This is a genomic window from Pseudomonas sp. 5P_3.1_Bac2, from assembly GCF_025465995.1.
Lineage (GTDB): Bacteria > Pseudomonadota > Gammaproteobacteria > Pseudomonadales > Pseudomonadaceae > Aquipseudomonas.
In genome coordinates this window covers 39,678-59,968 of sequence record NZ_JANLNY010000028.1, presented here as the reverse complement: position 1 = coordinate 59,968, position 20,291 = coordinate 39,678, and the positions used below count along the sequence as shown (strand labels likewise).

Annotated in this window: 21 protein-coding genes; 7 read left to right on the top strand and 14 right to left on the bottom strand. The window is 60.4% G+C overall.

The window, feature by feature from the left end; genetic code table 11:
- Position 1: 1 nt before the first annotated feature.
- Together nuoN and NTD81_RS17500 are read left to right on the top strand one after the other, a co-directional pair.
- Positions 2-1,477, top strand: a complete 1,476-nt coding sequence (gene nuoN, locus NTD81_RS17505; protein WP_262183983.1) for an NADH-quinone oxidoreductase subunit NuoN — start codon at positions 2-4, stop codon at positions 1,475-1,477.
- An 18-nt stretch (positions 1,478-1,495) separates the two neighbouring features.
- Complete coding sequence (locus NTD81_RS17500; protein WP_262183981.1) at positions 1,496-2,356, top strand: SDR family oxidoreductase; 861 nt, start codon at positions 1,496-1,498, stop codon at positions 2,354-2,356.
- 89 nt (positions 2,357-2,445) lie between these two features.
- On the opposite strand, the gene NTD81_RS17495 is transcribed toward NTD81_RS17500, so the two are convergent.
- From NTD81_RS17495 to NTD81_RS17455, 9 genes are all read right to left on the bottom strand, one after another.
- Positions 2,446-3,171: a hypothetical protein gene (locus NTD81_RS17495; RefSeq protein WP_262183980.1), complete on the bottom strand. Its 726-nt coding sequence runs from the start codon at positions 3,169-3,171 to the stop codon at positions 2,446-2,448.
- 109 nt (positions 3,172-3,280) lie between these two features.
- Positions 3,281-4,006 (bottom strand): energy transducer TonB, encoded by a 726-nt coding sequence (locus NTD81_RS17490; RefSeq protein WP_262183979.1) that lies wholly within the window; start codon positions 4,004-4,006, stop codon positions 3,281-3,283.
- The gene (gene exbD / locus NTD81_RS17485; protein ID WP_262183978.1) at positions 4,003-4,428 is read right to left on the bottom strand and encodes a TonB system transport protein ExbD; all 426 of its coding nucleotides are present in this window, start codon (positions 4,426-4,428) and stop codon (positions 4,003-4,005) included. Before exbD ends, NTD81_RS17490 begins: the two co-directional genes overlap by 4 nt.
- Before the next feature lie 4 nt (positions 4,429-4,432).
- The gene (exbB, locus tag NTD81_RS17480; RefSeq protein ID WP_262183977.1) at positions 4,433-5,560 is read right to left on the bottom strand and encodes a tonB-system energizer ExbB; all 1,128 of its coding nucleotides are present in this window, start codon (positions 5,558-5,560) and stop codon (positions 4,433-4,435) included.
- A gap of 266 nt (positions 5,561-5,826) precedes the next feature.
- On the bottom strand, positions 5,827-6,207 hold the full coding sequence (locus tag NTD81_RS17475) for a RidA family protein (protein WP_262183976.1): 381 nt from the start codon (positions 6,205-6,207) through the stop codon (positions 5,827-5,829).
- A 232-nt stretch (positions 6,208-6,439) separates the two neighbouring features.
- The gene (gene spoT, locus NTD81_RS17470) at positions 6,440-8,548 is read right to left on the bottom strand and encodes a bifunctional GTP diphosphokinase/guanosine-3',5'-bis pyrophosphate 3'-pyrophosphohydrolase (protein ID WP_262183975.1); all 2,109 of its coding nucleotides are present in this window, start codon (positions 8,546-8,548) and stop codon (positions 6,440-6,442) included.
- A 60-nt stretch (positions 8,549-8,608) separates the two neighbouring features.
- Positions 8,609-8,872: a DNA-directed RNA polymerase subunit omega gene (rpoZ, locus tag NTD81_RS17465; RefSeq protein WP_262183974.1), complete on the bottom strand. Its 264-nt coding sequence runs from the start codon at positions 8,870-8,872 to the stop codon at positions 8,609-8,611.
- A gap of 132 nt (positions 8,873-9,004) precedes the next feature.
- Complete coding sequence (gene gmk / locus NTD81_RS17460; protein ID WP_262183972.1) at positions 9,005-9,622, bottom strand: guanylate kinase; 618 nt, start codon at positions 9,620-9,622, stop codon at positions 9,005-9,007.
- A gap of 60 nt (positions 9,623-9,682) precedes the next feature.
- Positions 9,683-10,546, bottom strand: a complete 864-nt coding sequence (locus tag NTD81_RS17455; RefSeq protein ID WP_262183971.1) for a YicC/YloC family endoribonuclease — start codon at positions 10,544-10,546, stop codon at positions 9,683-9,685.
- 138 nt (positions 10,547-10,684) lie between these two features.
- On the opposite strand from NTD81_RS17455, the gene rph reads away from it, so the two are divergent.
- A complete protein-coding gene (rph, locus tag NTD81_RS17450; RefSeq protein WP_262183969.1) occupies positions 10,685-11,410 on the top strand; it encodes a ribonuclease PH in 726 nt (241 codons plus the stop codon).
- Positions 11,411-11,493: 83 nt separating this feature from the next.
- Positions 11,494-11,808 carry a DUF4870 domain-containing protein gene (locus NTD81_RS17445; protein WP_262184365.1) on the top strand — a complete coding sequence of 105 codons (315 nt, stop codon included), beginning with the start codon at positions 11,494-11,496 and terminating at the stop codon, positions 11,806-11,808.
- 116 nt (positions 11,809-11,924) lie between these two features.
- On the opposite strand, the gene NTD81_RS17440 is transcribed toward NTD81_RS17445, so the two are convergent.
- Positions 11,925-12,704 carry an exodeoxyribonuclease III gene (locus NTD81_RS17440; protein ID WP_262183968.1) on the bottom strand — a complete coding sequence of 260 codons (780 nt, stop codon included), beginning with the start codon at positions 12,702-12,704 and terminating at the stop codon, positions 11,925-11,927.
- A gap of 93 nt (positions 12,705-12,797) precedes the next feature.
- On the opposite strand from NTD81_RS17440, the gene pyrE reads away from it, so the two are divergent.
- A complete protein-coding gene (pyrE, locus tag NTD81_RS17435) occupies positions 12,798-13,439 on the top strand; it encodes an orotate phosphoribosyltransferase (protein WP_262183967.1) in 642 nt (213 codons plus the stop codon).
- 68 nt (positions 13,440-13,507) lie between these two features.
- Positions 13,508-14,059, top strand: coding sequence for a DUF4124 domain-containing protein (locus NTD81_RS17430; RefSeq protein WP_262184364.1), 552 nt, complete (start codon positions 13,508-13,510; stop codon positions 14,057-14,059).
- A 108-nt stretch (positions 14,060-14,167) separates the two neighbouring features.
- Here NTD81_RS17430 and argB read toward each other — a convergent pair whose 3' ends face one another.
- The 4 genes from argB to coaBC all read right to left on the bottom strand — a co-directional run bounded on the left by argB (position 14,168) and on the right by coaBC (position 19,440).
- Complete coding sequence (argB, locus tag NTD81_RS17425; RefSeq protein WP_262183966.1) at positions 14,168-15,073, bottom strand: acetylglutamate kinase; 906 nt, start codon at positions 15,071-15,073, stop codon at positions 14,168-14,170.
- Between the two features lie 30 nt (positions 15,074-15,103).
- Positions 15,104-16,528, bottom strand: a complete 1,425-nt coding sequence (gene algC / locus NTD81_RS17420; RefSeq protein WP_262184363.1) for a phosphomannomutase/phosphoglucomutase — start codon at positions 16,526-16,528, stop codon at positions 15,104-15,106.
- Positions 16,529-17,750: 1,222 nt separating this feature from the next.
- Positions 17,751-18,206: a dUTP diphosphatase gene (dut, locus tag NTD81_RS17415; protein ID WP_262183965.1), complete on the bottom strand. Its 456-nt coding sequence runs from the start codon at positions 18,204-18,206 to the stop codon at positions 17,751-17,753.
- A 25-nt stretch (positions 18,207-18,231) separates the two neighbouring features.
- Complete coding sequence (gene coaBC / locus NTD81_RS17410; RefSeq protein ID WP_262183964.1) at positions 18,232-19,440, bottom strand: bifunctional phosphopantothenoylcysteine decarboxylase/phosphopantothenate--cysteine ligase CoaBC; 1,209 nt, start codon at positions 19,438-19,440, stop codon at positions 18,232-18,234.
- A 174-nt stretch (positions 19,441-19,614) separates the two neighbouring features.
- On the opposite strand from coaBC, the gene radC reads away from it, so the two are divergent.
- Positions 19,615-20,289 carry a RadC family protein gene (gene radC / locus NTD81_RS17405; protein ID WP_262183963.1) on the top strand — a complete coding sequence of 225 codons (675 nt, stop codon included), beginning with the start codon at positions 19,615-19,617 and terminating at the stop codon, positions 20,287-20,289.
- Positions 20,290-20,291 lie beyond the last annotated feature (2 nt).

Here is a 20,291-nt window from a genome sequence, read left to right as displayed (position 1 = left end):
CATGCAACTGACGTCGCAACATTTTCTAGCGCTGCTGCCGCTACTCATCGCCAGTGCCACTGTGGTGCTGGTGATGCTGGCGATTGCCTGGAAGCGTAACCACTCGATGATCTTCGGCCTGTCGGTCGTCGGTCTTAACTTGGCTCTGTTGTCGCTGCTGCCTGCCTTGGGCGTCACGCCGATTGAAGTCACGCCGCTGCTGTTGGTGGATAAGTTCGCCTGCTACTACATGGCCGTGGTGCTCGCTGCGACTCTGGCCTGTACCACGCTGATCCACGCCTACCTGGGCGGCGATTCGGGCAAGGGCTATCCGGGTAACCGCGAAGAGCTGTACCTGCTGATGCTGCTCTCGGCGGTCGGCGGCCTGGTGCTGGTCAGCGCGCAACATTTGGCCGGTTTGTTTATCGGCTTGGAACTGCTGTCGGTACCGACCTACGGCATGATCGCTTACGCCTTCTTCAACAAGCGTTCGTTGGAGGCCGGCATCAAGTACATGGTGCTGTCCGCTGCCGGTTCGGCCTTCCTGCTGTTCGGCATGGCGCTGCTGTACGCCGAGTCGGGGCAACTGAGCTTCGCCGGTATCGGTGCACAGCTGGCCAGCAATGGCCTGCCGAGCCTGCTGGCGCAAATCGGTGTGGGCCTGATGCTGATCGGCCTGGCCTTCAAACTGTCGCTGGCCCCGTTCCACCTGTGGACGCCGGACGTATACGAAGGTGCTCCAGCGCCGGTGGCGGCGTTCCTCGCTACCGCGAGCAAGGTCGCCGTATTCGCCGTGCTGCTGCGTCTGTATCAGATGTCGCCGGTTACCGCTGGCGGCTGGCTGACCGATCTGCTGACGCTGCTGGCGGTGTTCTCGATCCTGTTCGGTAACCTGCTGGCGCTGTTGCAAAACAACCTCAAGCGTCTGCTTGGTTACTCCTCCATTGCCCACTTCGGTTACCTGCTGGTGGCGTTGATCGCCACTAAAGGCCTGGCCGTGGAAGCGGTGGGGGTGTACCTCGCCACCTACGTGCTGACCAGCCTGGGTGCGTTCGGCGTGATCACTCTGATGTCGACGCCTTATAGCGGCCGTGATGCCGATGCGCTGTTCGAGTACCGTGGCCTGTTCTGGCGCCGTCCATACCTGACGGCGGTGCTGACGTTGATGATGCTGTCGCTGGCGGGTATCCCGCTGACGGCCGGCTTTATCGGTAAGTTCTACGTCATCGCCGCCGGCGTGCAAGCGCAACAGTGGTGGCTGCTGGCCGTGATGGTGATTGGTAGCGCCATCGGCGTGTTCTATTACCTGCGTGTGATGGTCACCCTGTTTATGCTCGAACCGAGCCTGCATGCCCGCGATGCTGAGCTGCATTGGCCGCAACGCGCAGGTGGCATTATGCTGCTGATCGTCGCGCTGTTGGTGTTCGTTCTGGGTGTTTACCCACAACCGCTGCTGGAGCTGGTGCAACAAGCGGGCTTCACCGCCTTGGTGCACTAAGCCCAGTCAGGAGCGAGTATGCCGACCTCACCCACCCTGATGATTGCTGGTTGTGGTGATGTCGGCAGCCGTCTCGGCTGCCAACTCAGCGCAGCCGGCTGGACGGTATATGGCCTGCGCCGCAACGGCGCGGCCTTACCCCCCGCCATACGCCCCGTCGCGGGCAATCTCTTCAGCCATTGCTGCCCGTCCACTTGGCCCACTGCGGCGTTGGATTACTTGGTCTATTGCGTGGCTGCAAGCACCCACGATGAGGCCGGTTATCGTGCGGCTTATGTCGATGGCTTAAGCCATGTGCTCAGTTGGTTGGCGCAACACGGCCAACGGCCCAAACGCCTGCTGTTTGTCTCCAGTACGGGCGTGTATGCGCAGAACGATGGCGCTTGGCTGGATGAGAGCGCCCCTGCCGAGGCGCAGGGCTATTCCGGACGGATCATGCTGGAGGCGGAACAGCTAGTCTTAAACGCGCCTATGGCTGCCACTGTGCTGCGTTTAGCCGGGATCTATGGCCCTGGCCGTGAGTGGCTGCTGAAGCAAGTGCGCGCGGGCTATCAGGTGGCGAGCGAGCCTGCGCAGTACAGCAACCGCATTCATGCCGATGACGCCGCCGGTTTGCTCGCCCATTTGCTGCAAGCCGATCACGCAGGTGTGGCGCTGGCTGACTGCTATATCGGCGTGGATAACCAGCCTGCAGCGCTGCATGAGGTGGTGGCGTGGCTACGCCAGCAGTTAGGCGTCAGTCACAGCGAGCCGCCGACCATCAGCCGCCGCGCCGGCAGCAAGCGCTGCAGCAACGCACGGGCGCGGGCCTTGGGCTGGCAGCCGCAGTATCCGAGCTACCGTGAAGGTTATGCCGCGGTGCTGAGCGAGTCGCGCTGACGTCTGGCCAGCAGCGAAATACGATTAATGAGCCGTCGCAAGTAAGTGCTAGCGTGCTGGGCGATTTACATTGAAGGTTTGCCTGAGGCTTAGTGCCGGCGTAATAACCAGCGCTGCGGGCCTTTGCTGTAGTCGGGCATCTCATCAATGGCGGCGCGGTTGACCGCCTGGAAGATGCGCAGTTGATCGCCGTTATGCTCGAACAACCAGGTTTGACCTTGCTCGCCCAGTTGCAGCCAAATGCTGTCGTTCTCGCCGCTCATGGCTGCGCAATCGCCAGCCAGGCAGAGGGCGTACTGCTGTGCGCCCGGTAAGCCCTGGACGCTACCGTAGGGGTTAAACAGCACTAAGCCACCTTGGCCTTCGCCTGCTTCGATGGTCCATTTACCGCCCAGATAGGCGCTATACAGCGCGTGCTCAAATCTGGTGCCCAAGGCTAAATCTGGCCCCTCGACGTGGCTGAAGCGCTGCTCGGGCGCAGTAGGGCTCTGGGCTTGCAGCAACTCGTTGCCGTCCAGGCTTAACCACTCTGCATAGTCGCCGTAGAAGTCCACGCGCAGGCGGCCGTCGGGCTGCACATGCAGATCGCCTTCGGCCTGTTCAAAACCATTGCTTAAGGTGGCGTGCTGCTGTGCGGTGGAGACCTGCCATTCGAGGTTCGGCCCGTAAGCCAGCAAGGCTTCACGCAGGTTGCCGCTGGCGGCAGCGGCATCGATGGCGGTCTGGTTGATCCAGGTGCCATCTGCACTCGGCGGGGTACTGGCGCAGCCAGTGAGGATGGCACTGACAAGTACGACAAGAGACAGGCTACGCATGATCATTCCTCACCCGGGCAGCAGCACAGCGCTGCAATAAGTAGCCGGCAGGATAGCGTTTTCGGCGGGGCAGAAACAGCTGAGGCCACAGCAAGCTGTGGCCTCAGGTTTAGCGGGTCAACTCAAAGTTGAGTGGGAAGTTCAGACTGATCCGCCCACCTGACAACAACTCTGCCGGTGGTCGGGGCACTGAACCGGCGCGGCGCAGTTGTTGCAACACGTCGCGGTCAAAGCTCGGTTTGGCGTTGGAGTTTTTCACTTCCGCCTGGCTGATGGAGCCACTGGCATCGACGATAAAACTCAGCATCACCGACTTACGGTCGCCAATCTTGTTAAAGCGGCGTTCGCGCTGCGGATAATGCATGCGGCTGCTCAAGTACGCGTGCACCTTGCTCAACCACTGACTGCGCAGCATGTCCGCAGGATTAACTGTGGATTTACGCGGCGCGGCCTGTTGTGGTGCGGCCGGCGGCGTATTGCTCGGCTGCGGATCAGGTTGCGGCTGCGGTGGTTGCGGCTTGGGCTCCGGTGGTTTGGGCTTAGGCTTCTGCGGTTTAGGCTTGGGCTTAGGCTGTTCAATCACCAGTTTCGGCTTCGCTGCCTCCACCACTTTCGGTGGCTCGGGTTCCGGTTCTGGCTCGATTTGCGGCTGCGGTGGTGGCGGCGGAGGCGGTGGGGCCAACGGCTGCAACTCAACCATCATGGCCGCCGGCGGCGGCTCCAGCGTGATAGCTTGAGGGCGCCAGTACAGCGCCCAAAGGAACACGCCAACATGCACCGCAAGTACCAGGATTAAGCTGGCGCTCCAGTAGAAATTGCGTTTGCGTGGATTCATTTGGCGCCGACCGTCTCCAGACCAACCAGGCCAATCTTGAGGTAGCCAGCGCTGCGCAGACTGTCCATCACCACCATCAGGTCGGCGTATTCAACACCTTTGTCGCCGCGCACGAAGATGGTCTTGTCTTTATCTGAATGTGTCAGATTGTCCAGCGCCGCGCCCAGTTGCTCGGGCTCAACCTGATCATTGGCGAGGAACAAGGTTTTGTCTTCCTTGATGCTCAGGTAGATCGGTTTATCCGGGCGTGGCACCGGTTTGGCGGTGGAGGCCGGCAGATCGATTTTAACGTCTACCGTGGCCAGTGGGGCTGCGACCATGAAAATGATCAGCAGCACCAGCATCACGTCGATAAAGGGCGTTACGTTGATCTCATGGTTTTCCTGGAGATCATCGCCGCTGTCGTTTAGGTGCAGACCCATGTTGTTAAACCGCCCTGACCATGGCTGGAGCTTGGTTGCGCTCGTTCGCCGTGGCGAGGTCGAGATCGCGGCTGACCAGCAGCAGTACCTGAGCGGAAGCATCACCGACCTGCGCTTTGTAGCCGGCGATGGAGCGGGCAAACACGTTGTAGATGATCACCGCAGGGATCGCAGCCACCAGACCCAGCGCGGTGGCCAGCAGGGCTTCAGCGATACCTGGGGCGACTACCGCGAGGTTAGTGGTTTGCGATTTAGCGATGCCGATAAAGCTGTTCATGATGCCCCATACGGTACCGAACAGGCCGACGAAGGGGGCGGTGGAACCGATGGTGGCGAGCACGCCGGTGCCTTTGCTCATCTCACGACCGCAAGCGGCGACCAGACGTTCGAGGCGGAAGCTGACGCGCTCTTTGATACCTTCTTTGAGCTTGCTGTTGGCCGACAGGCTGATTTCGTCCTGTGCGTCTTCAATCAACACGGTGCTGAAGCTGTGCTTGGCGCGGGCTTGCTCGGCGGCTTGGTTGAGGTTGCGCGCGCTTTTCAGGTCTTGCAGTTCGCGGCGCAGGCGGCGGCGAGCGCCAACCAGCTCGATGGTTTTCGCGACCCAGATGGTCCAGGTCAGGATCGACGCCAGGATCAGGCCGATCATCACGCTTTTCACTACGACGTCAGCGTTCTGGTACATGCCCCAGGGCGACAGGTCGTGCAGCATGGGCTCTTCGGCACCAGCTTGGTCGGCCAGGCCATCATCTTGCACCGCAGCCAGCAGCTTCTCGGCGTCTTGCGGGTTGAGTTGGTTGTCCGTGATGAATTGCTGCTGCACTTGCTCGATCTGATCGGCAGTGGCTTGGTCGCCGAGGGTCGCGATCTTCTCGCGCAGCGCCGCGACTTTGCTGTCCACTGCGTTTGGCGCGACAGCCTGAGTGGTTGCCGCAGCATCGCTGCCAGCTGGAGCCGCCACGGCGGCTTGTGCGGGGTTGGCTACGGCGGCAGGGGCAGGTACAGCGCTAGGCGTCGGCTCTTCGGCAAAACTGCTCAGTGGCAGCAACGCCAGCAGTGCGACACACAGTGGGCGCAACCAGCGAGTTTGAGGGGCTGCTGAAGTCGGAATGCGTGAGCTGGATAAGAACATACTGGCCGGACCTGAATGGAAGAAGTAGGTACTGCACTCGCCTGAAAGCGGGTGTCAAGCAAGATATTGCGAGTATTATTGCAAATAGTTCTCAATAAGGAAATATTAACTTGTCAATTAGTGGCCGCTAAATTGTGCCTATTGAGCGCGTTAGTGCTGATGCAAGACGGGCTGTGCGCACTGGGCGACGGATTTGCAGGGGGCGTTGCACCGGGGAGGGGGTGTCGCTTTGCTGCTGGGCGGGGCGCTAGGCCCCGCCACAGGGGTTATTCGATAACCAGAATGGCGTCCATCTCAACCTGCGCGCCACGCGGCAGAGCGGCTACGCCAATGGCGGCGCGCGCTGGGTAAGGCTGCTCGAAGTAGCGACCCATCACTTCGTTGACCTTGGCGAAGTGCGACAGGTCGGTGAGGAAGATATTCAGTTTAACGATGTCTTTAAACGAGCCACCCGCCGCTTCAGCCACGGCTTTGAGGTTCTCGAACACCTGCACGGTTTGCGCTTCAAAGCCCTCAACCAGTTCCATGGTTTTGGGGTCCAATGGGATCTGCCCGGACATGTAAACGGTGTTGCCGGCCTTGATCGCCTGGGAGTAAGTGCCGATGGCCGCTGGGGCCTTGTCGCTGCTGATAACGCTCTTGCTCATGGGAACTCCTGCACAAATTAGGAACGCCGGGCGCGCGCGCAGCGCTGCCGACGAGGCCGTCTAGGGTGGTGCAAAGTGTGGGAGCTGTCAAAGCGCAGTTGTCTGACATGTAAGTGCGAAGGCGCTCAGCACCAAGTCGGCGCGCCAAGGCTTGGTGAGACGCAAGGTGCGCTGCTGCAAGCTGGCGAGGCGAGGTTTAGTTCGGTAGTAACAGGCGCCTTGGGGCTGGCGCTTAGGCGCGGGCGCGCGTGATGCGGATTACCCCGGTGAGGGTACGCAGCTTCTTAATCACGCGGGCCAGATGCACGCGGTCATGCACGCTGACCACCAGCTGTACCACGCTGATACGGCCGTCGCGCTCGTCCATGCTGATCTTCTCGATGTTGCCGTCGGCGGCGTTGACGCTGCCAGCCAGCAGGGCGATCAGGCCGCGTTGGTGTTCCAGTTCGACGCGCAGCTCGACGTTGAACTCGCCGGTGACGTCTTTGGCCCAGGACAGCTGGATGCATTTATCCGGGTTGTTGCGAATTTCGCCGATGTTCTTGCAGCTTTCCAAGTGCACGACCATGCCTTTGCCAGCAGACAAATGGCCGACGATGGGGTCGCCGGGGATCGGCGTACAGCACTTGGCGTAGCTCAGCACCAAGCCTTCGGTGCCGCGAATCGCCAGTGGTCCTTCGCTGCTCGGCAGGGCTTCGTTGCTTTCGCTGAGCAGGCGCCGCGCCACCACATAAGCCATGCGGTTGCCCAAGCCGATGTCTTCGAGCAAGTCCTCGGTCAGCTCCAGGTGGTATTCCTCCAGCACCGCGTCGATACGCTCCACCGGCAGGGCATCCAGATGCTGATTGAAGCTGGCCAGAACCTTGTTCAGCAGGCGCTCGCCCAAGTTGATCGACTCGGAGCGGCGTTGCTGTTTAAGGGTGTGGCGAATATGCGTACGGGCCTTACCGGTGACCACAAAGTTGAGCCAGGCCGGGTTGGCGCGGGTGCCGGGAGCGGTGACGATTTCCACTGTCGAGCCGCTTTCCAGCGGTTGCGACAGCGGCGCCAGGCGCCGGTTGATGCGGCAGGCAATGCAGGTGTTGCCGACATCGGTGTGCACCGCGTAGGCGAAGTCCACCGCCGTGGAGCCTTTGGGCAGCTCCATGATCCGGCCTTTGGGAGTGAAGACGTAGACCTCGTCCGGGAACAGGTCGATCTTCACGCTCTCGATAAACTCCAGCGAGTTGCCGGCGCGTTGCTGCATTTCCAGCACGCCTTTGACCCACTGCCGCGCACGGGCGTGGCTGCCCTTGGGCTGGTCATCGTCGTTGGATTTGTACAGCCAATGGGCGGCGATGCCGTTGTTGGCTAACTCTTCCATCTCGCGGGTGCGGATCTGGATTTCGATCGGCACGCCATGCATGCCGAACAGCGTGGTGTGCAGCGACTGATAGCCGTTGGCTTTAGGAATCGCGATGTAATCCTTAAAGCGCCCCGGCAAGGGCTTGTACAGGTTATGTACGGCGCCTAGTACGCGGTAGCAGGTGTCGACTTTGTCGACGACGATGCGAAACGCGTAAACGTCCATGATCTCGTTGAACGCCCGGCGCTTGCCGCGCATCTTTTTATAGATGCCAAACAGGTGTTTCTCGCGGCCGCTGACTTCGCCTTCCATGCCTTCGCGGGTGAGGCAGTGGATGATCGACTCCTGGATCTTGTTGACCAGCTCTTTGCGGTTGCCGCGGGCGCGTTTCACCGCGGCGCGGATACGCTCCGAGCGCATCGGGTGCATGGCCTTGAAGCCTAGGTCTTCGAACTCCACGCGCATGCTGTGCATGCCCAGGCGGTTGGCGATGGGTGCGTAGATTTCCAGGGTTTCTTTGGCGATGCGCCGGCGTTTCTCGCCGGATAACACTTCCAGGGTGCGCATGTTGTGCAGGCGGTCGGCCAGCTTAACCAGGATCACGCGAATGTCGCGGGCCATGGCCATGGCCATTTTCTGGAAGTTTTCGGCTTGCGCCTCGGCTTTGGTCTCGAAGTTCATCTGGGTCAGTTTGCTGACCCCATCGACCAGTTCCGCCACCGACTCGCCAAACTGGGCGTCGAGGGCTTCTTTGGCGATGCCCGTGTCTTCGATCACATCATGCAGCATGGCGGCCATCAGGCTCTGATGGTCCATGTGCATGTCAGCCAGAATGCCGGCCACCGCGAGTGGGTGGGTGACATAGGGCTCGCCACTACGACGGCGTTGGCCATCGTGGGCTTGTTCGGCGTAGAAGTAAGCGCGGCGAACCAAGTTAACTTGGTCGCCGTCGAGGTAGGTCGAAAGTCTTTCGGCGAGGGCGTCTATGCTCGGCATGGGTGAACCCCATGCTGAGTCAGGAATGCCTGCGTCTGTGCACTTCGACCAGGCATCAGCTTACAGAGGCTCGTTCGCCTCTTCCTCGAAGGCGGCGAACAGCGGCTCTTCTTCAACGATGTCGTCTTGGGCGATAACGTCATAATCAACCAGGCCAGCAGCGATTTCGCGCAGGGCTACTACGGTTGGCTTGTCGTTTTCCCACGCCACTTTCGGCTCTTTGCCGCCGGTGGCCAGTTGGCGCGAACGCTTGGTGGCGAGCATGACCAACTCAAAGCGGTTAACAACGTTGTCCAGGCAATCTTCAACGGTAACGCGGGCCATGGTATTCCTCGTACGACAAAATTAAGTGCGAAATCTAGGTCCAGGCAGTGCAAGCCGGCTGGACGAACGGACTGAATAGTCTAAAAAATCACCAGCATTAAGGGAAGCACTGATTTAGCCAGTGCTTCGCTATCAGACCAATAGCTCACTGAGCAGCCCGGCGTGGCGCTGTTGTTGCACCGACTGCAGCAGGCGGTTGGCCTGGAAAATCGCCTTGAGGTCGCTCAGGGCGTGGGCGAAATCATCGTTGATCACCAGGTAGTCGAACTCGACGTAATGGCTCATCTCGTTGACGGCATCACGCATGCGTCGTTCGATCACCTCTGCGCTGTCCTGGCCACGTTGGTTGAGACGATGCTGCAGGGCCTCTTTGGTCGGCGGCAGGATAAAGATCGATTTGGCTTGCGGCATCAGCTTGCGTACCTGCTGCGCGCCTTGCCAGTCGATTTCCAGAATCAGGTCGTAGCCTTCGGCCAGGGTTTGTTCCAGCCAGCGCTGCGAGGTGCCGTAATAGTTGTCGAAGACCTGCGCGTGCTCAAGAAACTCGCTGCGTTCGAGCATGACGCTGAATTGCCCGTGGTCGACAAAGTGGTAATGCAGCCCGTCGATTTCGCCGGGGCGCATCGCGCGGGTGGTGTGGGACACCGATACGCGCACTTGGCTTTCGCTGTCGGTCAGGGCCTTGACCAGGCTGCTTTTGCCGGCTCCCGAGGGCGCGGAAATGATGTAGAGAGTGCCGCTAGTGGGCATGGCCTGCTCCTGCAATAAAGGTTGGGACGGCTGCGCGTATCAGTGGCGCGCAGCGCTGGCTTATTCGATGTTCTGCACCTGTTCGCGCATTTGCTCGATCAGGACTTTCAGGTTCACCGCCGCTTGGGTGCTGCGGGTGTCAAAGGCTTTCGAGCCCAGGGTGTTGGCTTCGCGGTTGAGCTCCTGCATCAGGAAGTCCAGGCGGCGGCCAGTGGCACCGGCACTTTTAAGCACGCGCCGCACTTCGCTGACGTGGGTGCTCAAGCGGTCCAGCTCTTCGGCCACGTCACTCTTCTGGGCGAGGATCACCAGCTCCTGTTCCAGGCGCTGCGGGTCCAGCTCGACTTGCATCTCGGCGCTGCGATCAAGCACCTTCTGCCGTTGCCCGGCGAGCATTTGCGGCACCAGCTCACGCAGCTCGGCGACTTGCTCAAGAATGCTGTCGAGGCGCTCGTTGAGCAGTTTGGCCAGCTCGCTGCCTTCACGCTCGCGGCCGTTTTTCAGCTCTTTCAGGGCTTGATTGAACAGGCCCATTGCACTTTGGTTGAGCGCTTGTGGATCGACGGCATCGGCCACCAATACGCCGGGCCAGCCCAGCACCTCCAACGGATTCAGCGGCGCAGGCTGTTTGATCAGGTTGGCCACGCTCTCGGCGGCGGCAATCAACTGCGCGGCACGCTGCAGGTCGACTTGCAGGGCTTGGCCGGTGTTTTCTTCACTGTAACGCAGGGTGCACTCGACTTTGCCACGGGACAGGCCGTTACGCAGGGCATCGCGCACCGCGCCTTCCAAGTCGCGGAAAGCTTCGGGCAGGCGCAGGTGCGGTTCCAGGTAGCGGTGGTTGACCGAGCGCAGCTCCCAGCTCAGGGTGCCATTGGCGAGCGCTTGTTCGGCGCGGGCGAAGGCAGTCATGCTGTGGATCATGGGGCGACCTCGCAAAAGTCTGTCGGCAAAGAGCGCAGATTGTAGCGCAGTGCGCTGTGGCCTTCCCAATTCGGCATACTGTCACAGTCGATGGCCCTATAATGTGGGCAGATTTTTATTCAGAACAGGTAATAGTTGATGAAACGTCCTAGTGGCCGCGCCGCCGATCAGTTGCGCCCGATCCGCATCACCCGCAACTACACCAAGCACGCTGAAGGCTCGGTACTGGTTGAGTTTGGCGACACCAAAGTGATTTGCACGGTCAGCGTCGAGTCGGGCGTGCCGCGCTTCCTTAAAGGTCAGGGTCAAGGCTGGTTGACCGCCGAATACGGCATGCTGCCGCGCGCCACCGGCGATCGTAACCAGCGTGAAGCCAGCCGTGGCAAGCAAGGCGGCCGCACTCTGGAAATCCAGCGTCTGATCGGCCGCTCGCTGCGCGCCGCACTGGATATGAGCAAGCTGGGCGAAATCACCCTGTATGTCGATTGCGATGTGATCCAAGCCGATGGCGGTACCCGTACCGCGTCGATCACTGGCGCTATGGTGGCGTTGGTCGATGCCCTGCAAGTGATCAAAAAACGTGGTGGCCTCAAAGGCGGCGACCCGATCAAACAGATGATCTCGGCGGTGTCGGTCGGCATCTATGAGGGCCAGCCGGTGCTGGACCTGGATTATCTGGAAGACTCTGCCGCTGAGACCGACCTCAACGTGGTGATGACCAGCACTGGCGGCTTCATTGAAGTGCAGGGCACTGCCGAAGGCGCGCCCTTCCAGCCGGCCGAGTTGAATGCCATGTTGGCGTTGGCGCAAGATGGCATCAGCCAGCTGTTTGCCTTGCAGCAAGCGGCTCTGAGTGCCAACTAAGCCATCGCCAAGTACTTCGGAGTGTGTTCGTGACTGATCAACTGCCCAGCACCCAACCTAATGCAGAGGCCCGCAAATGGGCCATGCTCTGCCATTACGCCGCCTTCGCTTGGTTGATCATGCCGATGGTGGCCAATGTGCTGGGGCCGTTGATTGTCTGGCAGCTGAAAAAGGAGCTGGACCCCTTTGTCGACGAACAGGGCAAAGAAGCGCTCAACTTCCAGATCACCGTCAGTATCGCCCTGATGGTCAGCGGCGCGCTGATGTGGGTGCTGGTCGGTTTCCCGCTGGCAGCGTTGATCAGTCTGGCGGCCCTGATTCTGACCATCATTGCCGGGATCAAAGCCAACACTGGCGAGCATTATCGCTACCCGTTGTGTTTGCGCTTGGTTAAGTAAGCGGTTTGCCGCACAAAGGCCCTGCTTCGCAGGGCTTTTTTAGGATGGCTGATTGGCATGCTGCACAAACAAAAAACCGCAGCTTAGGGCTGCGGTTTTTTCTGGGCGATTAACGTCTAGACGCTCAGCGTCCAGTCGTAATCGACGATCAGCGGCGCGTGCTGGGAGAAGCGCGGCTGACGTGGCAGGCGCGCAGTACGAATGCTGCGACGCATGCCCGGTGTCAGCAGTTGGTAGTCGAAGCGATAGCCTAAGTTGAGTAACTCGGCTTGTTCGCTATCGGGCCACCAGCTGAATTGATCGCCTTCGCGGCTGACTTCACGCAGGGCGTCGACATAGCCCATGTTGCCCACCACTTCATCCATCCACGCCCGTTCTGGCGCCAGGAAGCCTGGTGATTGCTGGCAGTCACGCCAGTTCTTCACGTCCAGTTTCTGGTGCGCGACGTAGAACGAACCGCAGTAAATGTACTCACGGCGTTTGCGGCGCTGCTTGTCTAAGTAATGGGTGAAGTCGTCCATAAACTTAAACTTCTGGTTCAGATTCTCGTCACCTTGCATGCCCGAAGGCATGAGTACAGTGGCAATACTGACTTTGTCGAAATCGGCTTGCAGGTAGCGCCCGTAGCGGTCGGACATTTCAAAGCCCAGACCGCTGATAATCGCCTTGGGTTGCAAACGGGAGTACAGGGCCACGCCACCAAGGCTTGGTACTTCTGCATCACAGGCATAAAGGAAATAGCCATCCAATTGGAGGGCTTGGTCGTCCAGTTCAAAGGCGGAGGCGCGGGTGTCCTGCAGGCAGATGACGTCGGCATTCTGTGCTTGCAACCAACTGAGTAATCCTCGTTCGACTGCAGCATGAATACCATTCACGTTCACACTGATGATCCGCATAAATGGCCCCTAAAATCGCGTGCGTGTATGATACCCGAGCTCATTCCAAATTAGCTAAATTCCTAGTCAATCCGTGTCGTCCGGGACTTTTAAATGCAAGCGTACCAGCGCGATTTCATCCGTTTTGCCATCGAGCGTGGAGTACTGCGCTTTGGCCAGTTCACCCTTAAGTCGGGGCGCGTCAGCCCATATTTTTTCAATGCCGGATTATTTGACAGCGGATTAGCTTTGGCTCAGCTCGGGCGTTTTTATGCTGAAGCGGTGATAGACAGCGGCATCGACTTCGATGTTCTGTTCGGCCCGGCCTATAAAGGTATCCCGTTGGCTGCAACCACTGCGGTGGCGCTGGCCGAGCATCATCAGCGTGATGTGCCTTGGTGTTTCAATCGCAAAGAAGCCAAAGATCATGGTGAAGGTGGCACCCTCGTTGGGGCTCCGCTGGCTGGTCGTGTACTGATCATAGATGACGTAATCACGGCCGGCACTGCCATTCGCGAAGTGATGCAAATCATCCAGGCGCAAAACGCGCAAGCCGCTGGCGTGCTGATTGCCCTCAACCGCCAAGAGCGTGGCAAAGGCGATCTTTCGGCCATTCAGGAAGTACAACGCGACTACGCTATGCCCGTAGTGAGCATTGTGTCGCTAGAACAGGTTCTTGAATATCTGGCAGAGGATGCGCAACTCAAGCACTATTTACCGGCGGTACAAGCGTACCGCGAGCAATACGGTATCTAATCTGCCCATTACAAGGTGCTGCATCGATGCGTAGAACTGGCCTGATCCGCTTTTCGCTGTTGCTGTGCATGGCGCTGCCAGTTGTGGCGCAGGCGGCAGAGCTCTACCGCTATATCGATGACCACGGCACCACCGTGCTGAGCCGCCAGGGCGTGCCGCCGGAATTTATCAGCAAGGGCTACCAGGTGCTTAACGATCAGGGCCGGGTCATCCATGAGGTGGCGCCGGCGCCGACGGCCGAGGAGCTGAAGAAGATCCTCGCGCAAAAGGCCCAGGCCAGCTCCGATGAGCAACTGCTGCGCCTGTACAGCTCCCCAGAAGATGTTGAACGTGCCCGTAGCCGCAAGCTCGCCGAGTTGGATGGCTTGTTGGGCGTGGCGCGCGGCAACCTCAATTCGGCCGCCAGTCAGCAGGCCAGCTTGCAGGCCCAGGCTGCCGATCAAGAGCGCGCGGGGCGCAAGGTGCAAGCCCATCTGCTCGATCAGATCGACAGCCAAAAAGCCGAGCAAGTGCGCCTGAACGCGGATATCGCCCGTTACCAACAGGCGCGCGAGGAAGCTGAGCGTAATTTCGCCAACGATCTTGAACGTGTGCGCCAGCTATTAGGTGATGCGCAGTAAGCTGCGTTTAGTCCGCTGAGTTAAGCGATCGAGTGGGGTTAGCCTCGGGACAGAGGCTTTGCCGCCGCCATCAGCCTGCCAGGCAAGCTGATGGGGTTGCAGTGCCAGTTAGCCGCGTTTGCGGTTACTGATCAGGGTACCGACACCGGTGTCGGTGAAGATTTCCAGCAGAATCGCATTAGGCACGCGGCCGTCGATAATCAACGAGCTGCCGACACCGCCTTGCACGGCTTCCAGGGCGCAGCGGATCTTCGGCAGCATGCCGCCGTAGATGGTGCCGTCGGCGATCAGTTCGTCGACTTGCTGAGTGCTTAGACCGGTCAGCACCTTGCCTTCTTTATCCATGAGGCCGGCGATGTTGGTCAGCAGCATCAGTTTCTCAGCACGCAGTGCTTCAGCCACTTTGCCCGCGACCAGGTCGGCGTTGATGTTGTACGACTCGCCCTCTGGGCCGACGCCAATCGGCGCGATCACTGGAATAAAGTCGCCCTGCACCAGCAGATTGAGCAGGTCGGTGTTGATGCTCACCACTTCGCCGACTTGGCCGATGTCGATGATTTCCGGCTTGGTCATCTCTGGCGTCTGACGGGTAACGGTGAGCTTTTTCGCCCGAATCAGCTGCGCGTCTTTACCGGTCAGGCCGATGGCGCTGCCGCCGTGGCTGTTGATCAGGTTGACGATGGACTTGTTGACCTGGCCGCCGAGGACCATTTCCACCACGTCCATGGTCTGCGCATCGGTGACGCGCATGCCGTCGATAAAGTGGCTTTCAATTGACAGCCGTTTGAGCAGGTCGCCAATTTGCGGGCCGCCGCCGTGGACCACCACGGGGTTGATGCCCACCGCCTTCATCAGCACGATGTCACGGGCGAAGCCGGTCTTCAGCTCCTCGCTTTCCATGGCATTGCCGCCGTACTTGATGACCAAGGTCTTACCGACGTAGCGGCGGATATAAGGCAGTGCTTCAGACAGAACCTTGGCGGTTTGTGCGGCGGCATCGCGTTCGAGGGTCATGCGGTACTCCAGTTAAAAAACGTAGTTCAATCAAAACGGCAGCTTGAGATCAGGCGCGACGCGCTGCAATTGGGCGCGGAACACCGCCTTGATGCGCTCCAGCTCCTGCTCGTTCTCGGCCTCGAAACGCAGCACCAGCACCGGTGTGGTGTTGGAGGCGCGCACCAGGCCCCAGCCTTTGGGGTAGTCGACGCGTATACCATCGAGATCGGTCAGTTTGGCTTCACCCCATACGCCTTCGCTTTGCAGGCTGTGGATGATGCTGAACTTGCTTTGCTCGGTGACTTCGATGTTGATTTCCGGCGTGCTGATATCGTCCGGGAAGGCGCGGAACACCTGGTCGGCGTCGCGTTGCTCCTGGCTCAGGATCTCCAGCAGGCGAGCGGCGGCGTAGATGCCATCGTCAAAGCCATACCAGCGTTCCTTGATAAAGATATGCCCGCTCATTTCGCCGGCCAGTAAAGCACCGGTTTCTTTCATTTTCTTTTTGATCAGCGAGTGGCCGGTTTTCCACATCACCGGGCGGCCACCGTAACCGCTGATCAGCGGGGTCAGGCGGCGTGTGCATTTGACGTCGAAGATGATGTCGGCGCCAGGGTTGCGCGACACCACGTCCTTGGCAAACAGCATCAGCAAACGGTCGGGGAAGACGATGTTGCCGAGGTTGGTGACGACGCCTAAGCGGTCGCCATCGCCGTCAAAGGCCAGGCCGATATCGGCCTTTTCTTCTTTGACCTTGGCGATCAGGTCGACCAGGTTTTCCGGCTTGCCCGGGTCGGGGTGATGGTTGGGGAAGTTGCCATCCACCTCGCAGAACAGCGGGATTACCGTGCAGCCCAAGGCTTCCAGCAGTTGCGGGGCGATCACCCCGGCCACACCGTTGCCGCAGTCGACCACCACGCGCAGCGGTTTGGCCATGGCGATGTCATCGCGGATTTGCTTGAGGTAGGCCGGCAGCAAATCGACCTGCTCGACGCTGCCGACGCCGCTGGCCAAGTCGTTGTTGTCGATACGCTGCTTGAGCGCTTGGATTTGCTCATTGGCCAAGGTGTCGCCGGCGATGACGATTTTAAAGCCGTTGTAATCGGCCGGGTTGTGGCTGCCGGTGAGCATCACTGCCGACTTACCGGCCAAGGTGTGCGCCGCGTAATAGGTCACCGGCGTCGGCACCATGCCCACATCGCTGACGATACAGCCGCAGTCGAGCAGACCTTGGATCAGTTGCTGCGCCAGTTCCGGGCCGGACAGGCGGCCATCACGACCGACGCTGACGTGGGGTTCGCCTTGAGCCAGGCTCTGCGAGCCAATGGCGCGGCCGATCCAGTAGGCGGTTTCGCCGTTTAGGCTGCGTCCGACCACGCCACGGATGTCGTAAGCACGGAAAATATCTGCTGGCAGTTTGGGCGCCACCTTGGCGGCTGCGCCGGTTTGCGGGTTGAGACCGAGTAAGTCCATGTCTTCGTCGAGAATATCTATGTCCAAGATATCGGTGTCCTGAAACAGCGGGTCGGTAATGACTGCGGCCGGCGGGCTCGCAGGGCTGGGTGCAGCAGCCGGAGTGCTGGGGCTGCTCGAAGCATTGCCACGGCGCGGCAAGCGCGCCATGTGTTGGGCCAGATTGTGCAGCGGAGCCAGGCTCAGACTAAAGGCTTTGATGTTTTTACCCGCCGCGAGTTGCGTGAGCATTTGGTCGAGTTGGTCGGCATCGCCGGCGATCTTGCGTTGCAGACTATAGTGCAGCAGATACAGACCAGCCAAAGCGCCGGCCAGGGCCAGCAGCGCGGCGCAGGCCAACAGCAGGGGCGACAACATGGGGCTGAGCAGGCTGCTGCCAGGGCTGAAGCTGAGGCTCCAGTGCGGGTTGCCGGTATTAAAGCTCAGCGCCGCGCCATCCGCTTGGCCGCGTTGCAACAAGACTTGCGCCGGGGCGCTGCTGAACTGCTGGAGCAATTGCATTTGCCCCACTTCAGCAGGCATGTCGGGCAGGCTGGCGGTCAGGCGCTGCAGATCGACGGCGATCAGCAAGGTGCCCAGTGGCGCCTCGTTGGCGTTGGCTCGTACGGCTACCACGCTATAGGCCAGCCAGCGCTTGTCGACTTTATAGGCCTCCACCGCTGGGTTTTGCCCGCTTTCCGCGCGGCGTAGCAAATCCAGTGCGGCGAAATTCATCGGCGCGGCGCGCTCGGCGTTGGGCACCGCTTGGCCGCGCAGGTTGAGTTGGGCGTCGACCACTCCAGGCCAGGCGCTGATATTCAGCTCGGCGCTGCGCAGCTGTTGGCTGTCTTGGCTTTGCAGGGCTTGCAGCACTTGAGCTGTGCTGGCCGCGGCTTCGCTATCCACGCGCAGTTGTTTTAGGGCTTTTTTAATCACCCCGGCCTGACCTTCACCCCACGCCTGACTGAGTTGTTGCAGATGTTGCTGATGGGCACTGCTTAACGGGCCGAACCACAACAGCGCCGCGCCCAACGCCACCCCAACCAAGGCCAGCAGGGCGCCGGGCAGCAAGCCGTGAGTGGCTGAGCGCGCGGCTTGTTGTTGCGCGCTGCCGGTGAGCTCCGCACTGCTGGCGAGGCCGCTTGGCGGCTGGGGTTTAGCGCGACTTTTGAAGAGGGTCATGCGGCGTCTCCTCGGCACCTTATTATTGTGATCCGTTCAGTCAGCGTGCTGCCTGTTGCCCTTAGTGGCTGCCTGAGTGGCCAAAGCCGCCAGCGCCGCGTTGGCTCTGATCAAATTCGTCAACCAGTTGGAACTGTGCCTGCACCACCGGCACCAGCACCAATTGCGCGATGCGCTCGCCGATGGCGATGGTGAATGGGGCTTGGCTGCGGTTCCAGCACGAGACCATCAGCTCGCCCTGATAGTCCGAGTCGATCAAGCCCACCAAGTTGCCCAGCACGATGCCGTGCTTATGGCCCAGGCCTGAGCGCGGCAGAATGATCGCGGCCAAGCCTGGGTCGCCGATATAGATCGACAGGCCGGTGGGCAGCAGCACGGTTTGTCCCGGCGCAATCACCAGCTCTTCTTTGAGCATGGCGCGCAGATCGAGACCGGCGGAGCCTGGGGTGGCGTACTGCGGCAGGGGAAATTCATGACCCAGGCGCGGGTCGAGGATCTTGGCTTGAAGGCTGTGCATACGGGTATCTGTGCTCAAAAATGACTTAACGGTGGGCGAAGCGTTCAGCGATAAAGGCAATCAGCTGACGGGCAATTTTGCTTTTGCTGGTCTGGCTGAAGGTGCTTTGCTGCAGCTCGCGGTCAATGATGGTGATGGCGTTTTCTTCGCTATTAAAGCCAATGCTGGGGTTGGCCACGTCGTTGGCTACGATCAGGTCGAGGTTTTTATCCTGCAGTTTGCGCGAGGCGTATTCCAACAGGTTCTGCGTTTCGGCGGCGAAGCCAACACTGAAGGGGCGGTCGCTACGGCCGGCCAGCGTGGCCAGAATGTCTGGGTTACGGACCATTTGTAGCAGCATGCCATCGCCGCTGCTGGGGTCTTTTTTCAATTTGTGCTGGGCCACTACTTCTGGCCGGTAGTCCGCCACTGCGGCGGCGGCGATCAGCAAATCGCACGGCATGGCAGCCTCGCAGGCAGCGAGCATGTCGCGGGCGCTGATGACATCGACGCGATTGACCCGGTCGGGGGTGGGCAGGTGCACCGGGCCGCTGATCAGGGTCACTTTGGCGCCGGCTTCCACGGCTGCCTCGGCTAGGGCAAAGCCCATTTTTCCGGAGCTGTGGTTGGTGATGTAGCGCACCGGGTCGATGTTTTCCTGGGTCGGGCCGGCGGTGATCAGCACGTGTTTGCCGGTCAGGGCCTGATGCTGGAAGCAATCGGCGGCGCACTGCACCAGTTGCTCGGCTTCGAGCATGCGGCCCTGGCCGACATCGCCACAGGCCTGGCTGCCCGAGGCCGGGCCAAAGATATGCAGGCCACGGCTGCGCAGCAGTTCGGCGTTGGCCTGGGTGGCTGGGTCGCGCCACATGGCTTGGTTCATGGCCGGTGCCAGGGCGACTGGCGCATCGGTGGCCAGCACCAAGGTGCTCAGCAGATCATCGGCCATGCCTTGGGCCAGGCGCGCCATCAGATCGGCGGTGGCGGGGGCAATCAGTACCAAGTCCGCCCAGCGGGCCAGCTCGATATGGCCCATGGCCGCTTCGGCAGCGGGGTCGAGCAGGTCGACATGCACCGGGTGGCCAGACAGCGCTTGCAGAGTCAGCGCAGTGATGAACTCACGGCCGCCTTGGGTCATGACCACGCGCACATCGGCGTCTTGATCTTTGAGTCGGCGGATCAACTCGGCACTTTTATAGGCGGCAATGCCGCCGCCTACGCCAACAATGATGCGTTTCCGATACAGCCGTTGCATAGGCTTGCCTTGTCTCGAGTTAAGTGATGCGCACAGCGTCGGCCCCCCCTGGCCAAGCGCTGCGCAAAAGTTGCGCTACGATACCATACCGCTAGCCCCGCAGTGGCACTGCCAAGCGCTTGCTGGGCGTGGCTTTGCGGGGGCCATTGAGGGGTTATCGCACAAGGAGGTGTGATGAGTATTCGCGACTGGCCGGCCGCTGAGCGGCCGCGGGAAAAACTATTGGCCAAAGGTGCCGCCAGCCTGACTGATGCGGAGCTGTTGGCGATCTTTCTGCGCACGGGTGTTGCCGGACAATCGGCGGTGGAGCTGGCGCGTCATCTGTTAAACGACTTTGGCAGCCTGCGCAGCTTGTTGCAGGCGGATTTGCCGTCGTTTAGTCAGCGTTTAGGTCTAGGTCCGGCCAAGTTCGCTCAGTTGCAGGCGGTGCTGGAAATGGCCCGGCGCCATCTGGCCGAGCAGCTACGGCGCGACTCGGCGCTGGAAAGCCCGCAGGCAGTGCGCGATTACCTCAAGGCGTTGCTGCGTCACGAGCCCCATGAGGTGTTCGGCTGTTTGTTTCTCGATGCCAAGCATCGGGTACTGGCTTTTGAAGCGCTGTTTCACGGCTCTATCGACAGTGCCAGCGTCTATCCGCGCCAAGTCGTGAAGCGGGCGCTGGCGCATAACGCGGCGGCGCTGATCCTCACCCACAATCATCCCTCCGGCGTGGCCGAGCCCAGTCAGGCGGACCGGGTACTGACCCGGCGCCTGAAGGAGGCTCTGGAGCTGGTCGATGTGCGCGTGCTCGATCACTTTATCGTCGGCGATGGCGAGCCGCTGTCGCTGGCTGAGTTTGGCTGGCTGTGAGG

Coding starts and splice junctions, on each gene's coding strand:
- nuoN (WP_262183983.1), top strand. CDS start 2: ATGCAACTGACGTCGCAACATTTTCTAGCGCTGCTGCCGCTACTCATC.
- NTD81_RS17500 (WP_262183981.1), top strand. CDS start 1,496: ATGCCGACCTCACCCACCCTGATGATTGCTGGTTGTGGTGATGTCGGC.
- NTD81_RS17495 (WP_262183980.1), bottom strand. CDS start 3,171: ATGCGTAGCCTGTCTCTTGTCGTACTTGTCAGTGCCATCCTCACTGGC.
- NTD81_RS17490 (WP_262183979.1), bottom strand. CDS start 4,006: ATGAATCCACGCAAACGCAATTTCTACTGGAGCGCCAGCTTAATCCTG.
- exbD (WP_262183978.1), bottom strand. CDS start 4,428: ATGGGTCTGCACCTAAACGACAGCGGCGATGATCTCCAGGAAAACCAT.
- exbB (WP_262183977.1), bottom strand. CDS start 5,560: ATGTTCTTATCCAGCTCACGCATTCCGACTTCAGCAGCCCCTCAAACT.
- NTD81_RS17475 (WP_262183976.1), bottom strand. CDS start 6,207: ATGAGCAAGAGCGTTATCAGCAGCGACAAGGCCCCAGCGGCCATCGGC.
- spoT (WP_262183975.1), bottom strand. CDS start 8,548: ATGCCGAGCATAGACGCCCTCGCCGAAAGACTTTCGACCTACCTCGAC.
- rpoZ (WP_262183974.1), bottom strand. CDS start 8,872: ATGGCCCGCGTTACCGTTGAAGATTGCCTGGACAACGTTGTTAACCGC.
- gmk (WP_262183972.1), bottom strand. CDS start 9,622: ATGCCCACTAGCGGCACTCTCTACATCATTTCCGCGCCCTCGGGAGCC.
- NTD81_RS17455 (WP_262183971.1), bottom strand. CDS start 10,546: ATGATCCACAGCATGACTGCCTTCGCCCGCGCCGAACAAGCGCTCGCC.
- rph (WP_262183969.1), top strand. CDS start 10,685: ATGAAACGTCCTAGTGGCCGCGCCGCCGATCAGTTGCGCCCGATCCGC.
- NTD81_RS17445 (WP_262184365.1), top strand. CDS start 11,494: ATGCTCTGCCATTACGCCGCCTTCGCTTGGTTGATCATGCCGATGGTG.
- NTD81_RS17440 (WP_262183968.1), bottom strand. CDS start 12,704: ATGCGGATCATCAGTGTGAACGTGAATGGTATTCATGCTGCAGTCGAA.
- pyrE (WP_262183967.1), top strand. CDS start 12,798: ATGCAAGCGTACCAGCGCGATTTCATCCGTTTTGCCATCGAGCGTGGA.
- NTD81_RS17430 (WP_262184364.1), top strand. CDS start 13,508: ATGGCGCTGCCAGTTGTGGCGCAGGCGGCAGAGCTCTACCGCTATATC.
- argB (WP_262183966.1), bottom strand. CDS start 15,073: ATGACCCTCGAACGCGATGCCGCCGCACAAACCGCCAAGGTTCTGTCT.
- algC (WP_262184363.1), bottom strand. CDS start 16,528: ATGGACTTACTCGGTCTCAACCCGCAAACCGGCGCAGCCGCCAAGGTG.
- dut (WP_262183965.1), bottom strand. CDS start 18,206: ATGCACAGCCTTCAAGCCAAGATCCTCGACCCGCGCCTGGGTCATGAA.
- coaBC (WP_262183964.1), bottom strand. CDS start 19,440: ATGCAACGGCTGTATCGGAAACGCATCATTGTTGGCGTAGGCGGCGGC.
- radC (WP_262183963.1), top strand. CDS start 19,615: ATGAGTATTCGCGACTGGCCGGCCGCTGAGCGGCCGCGGGAAAAACTA.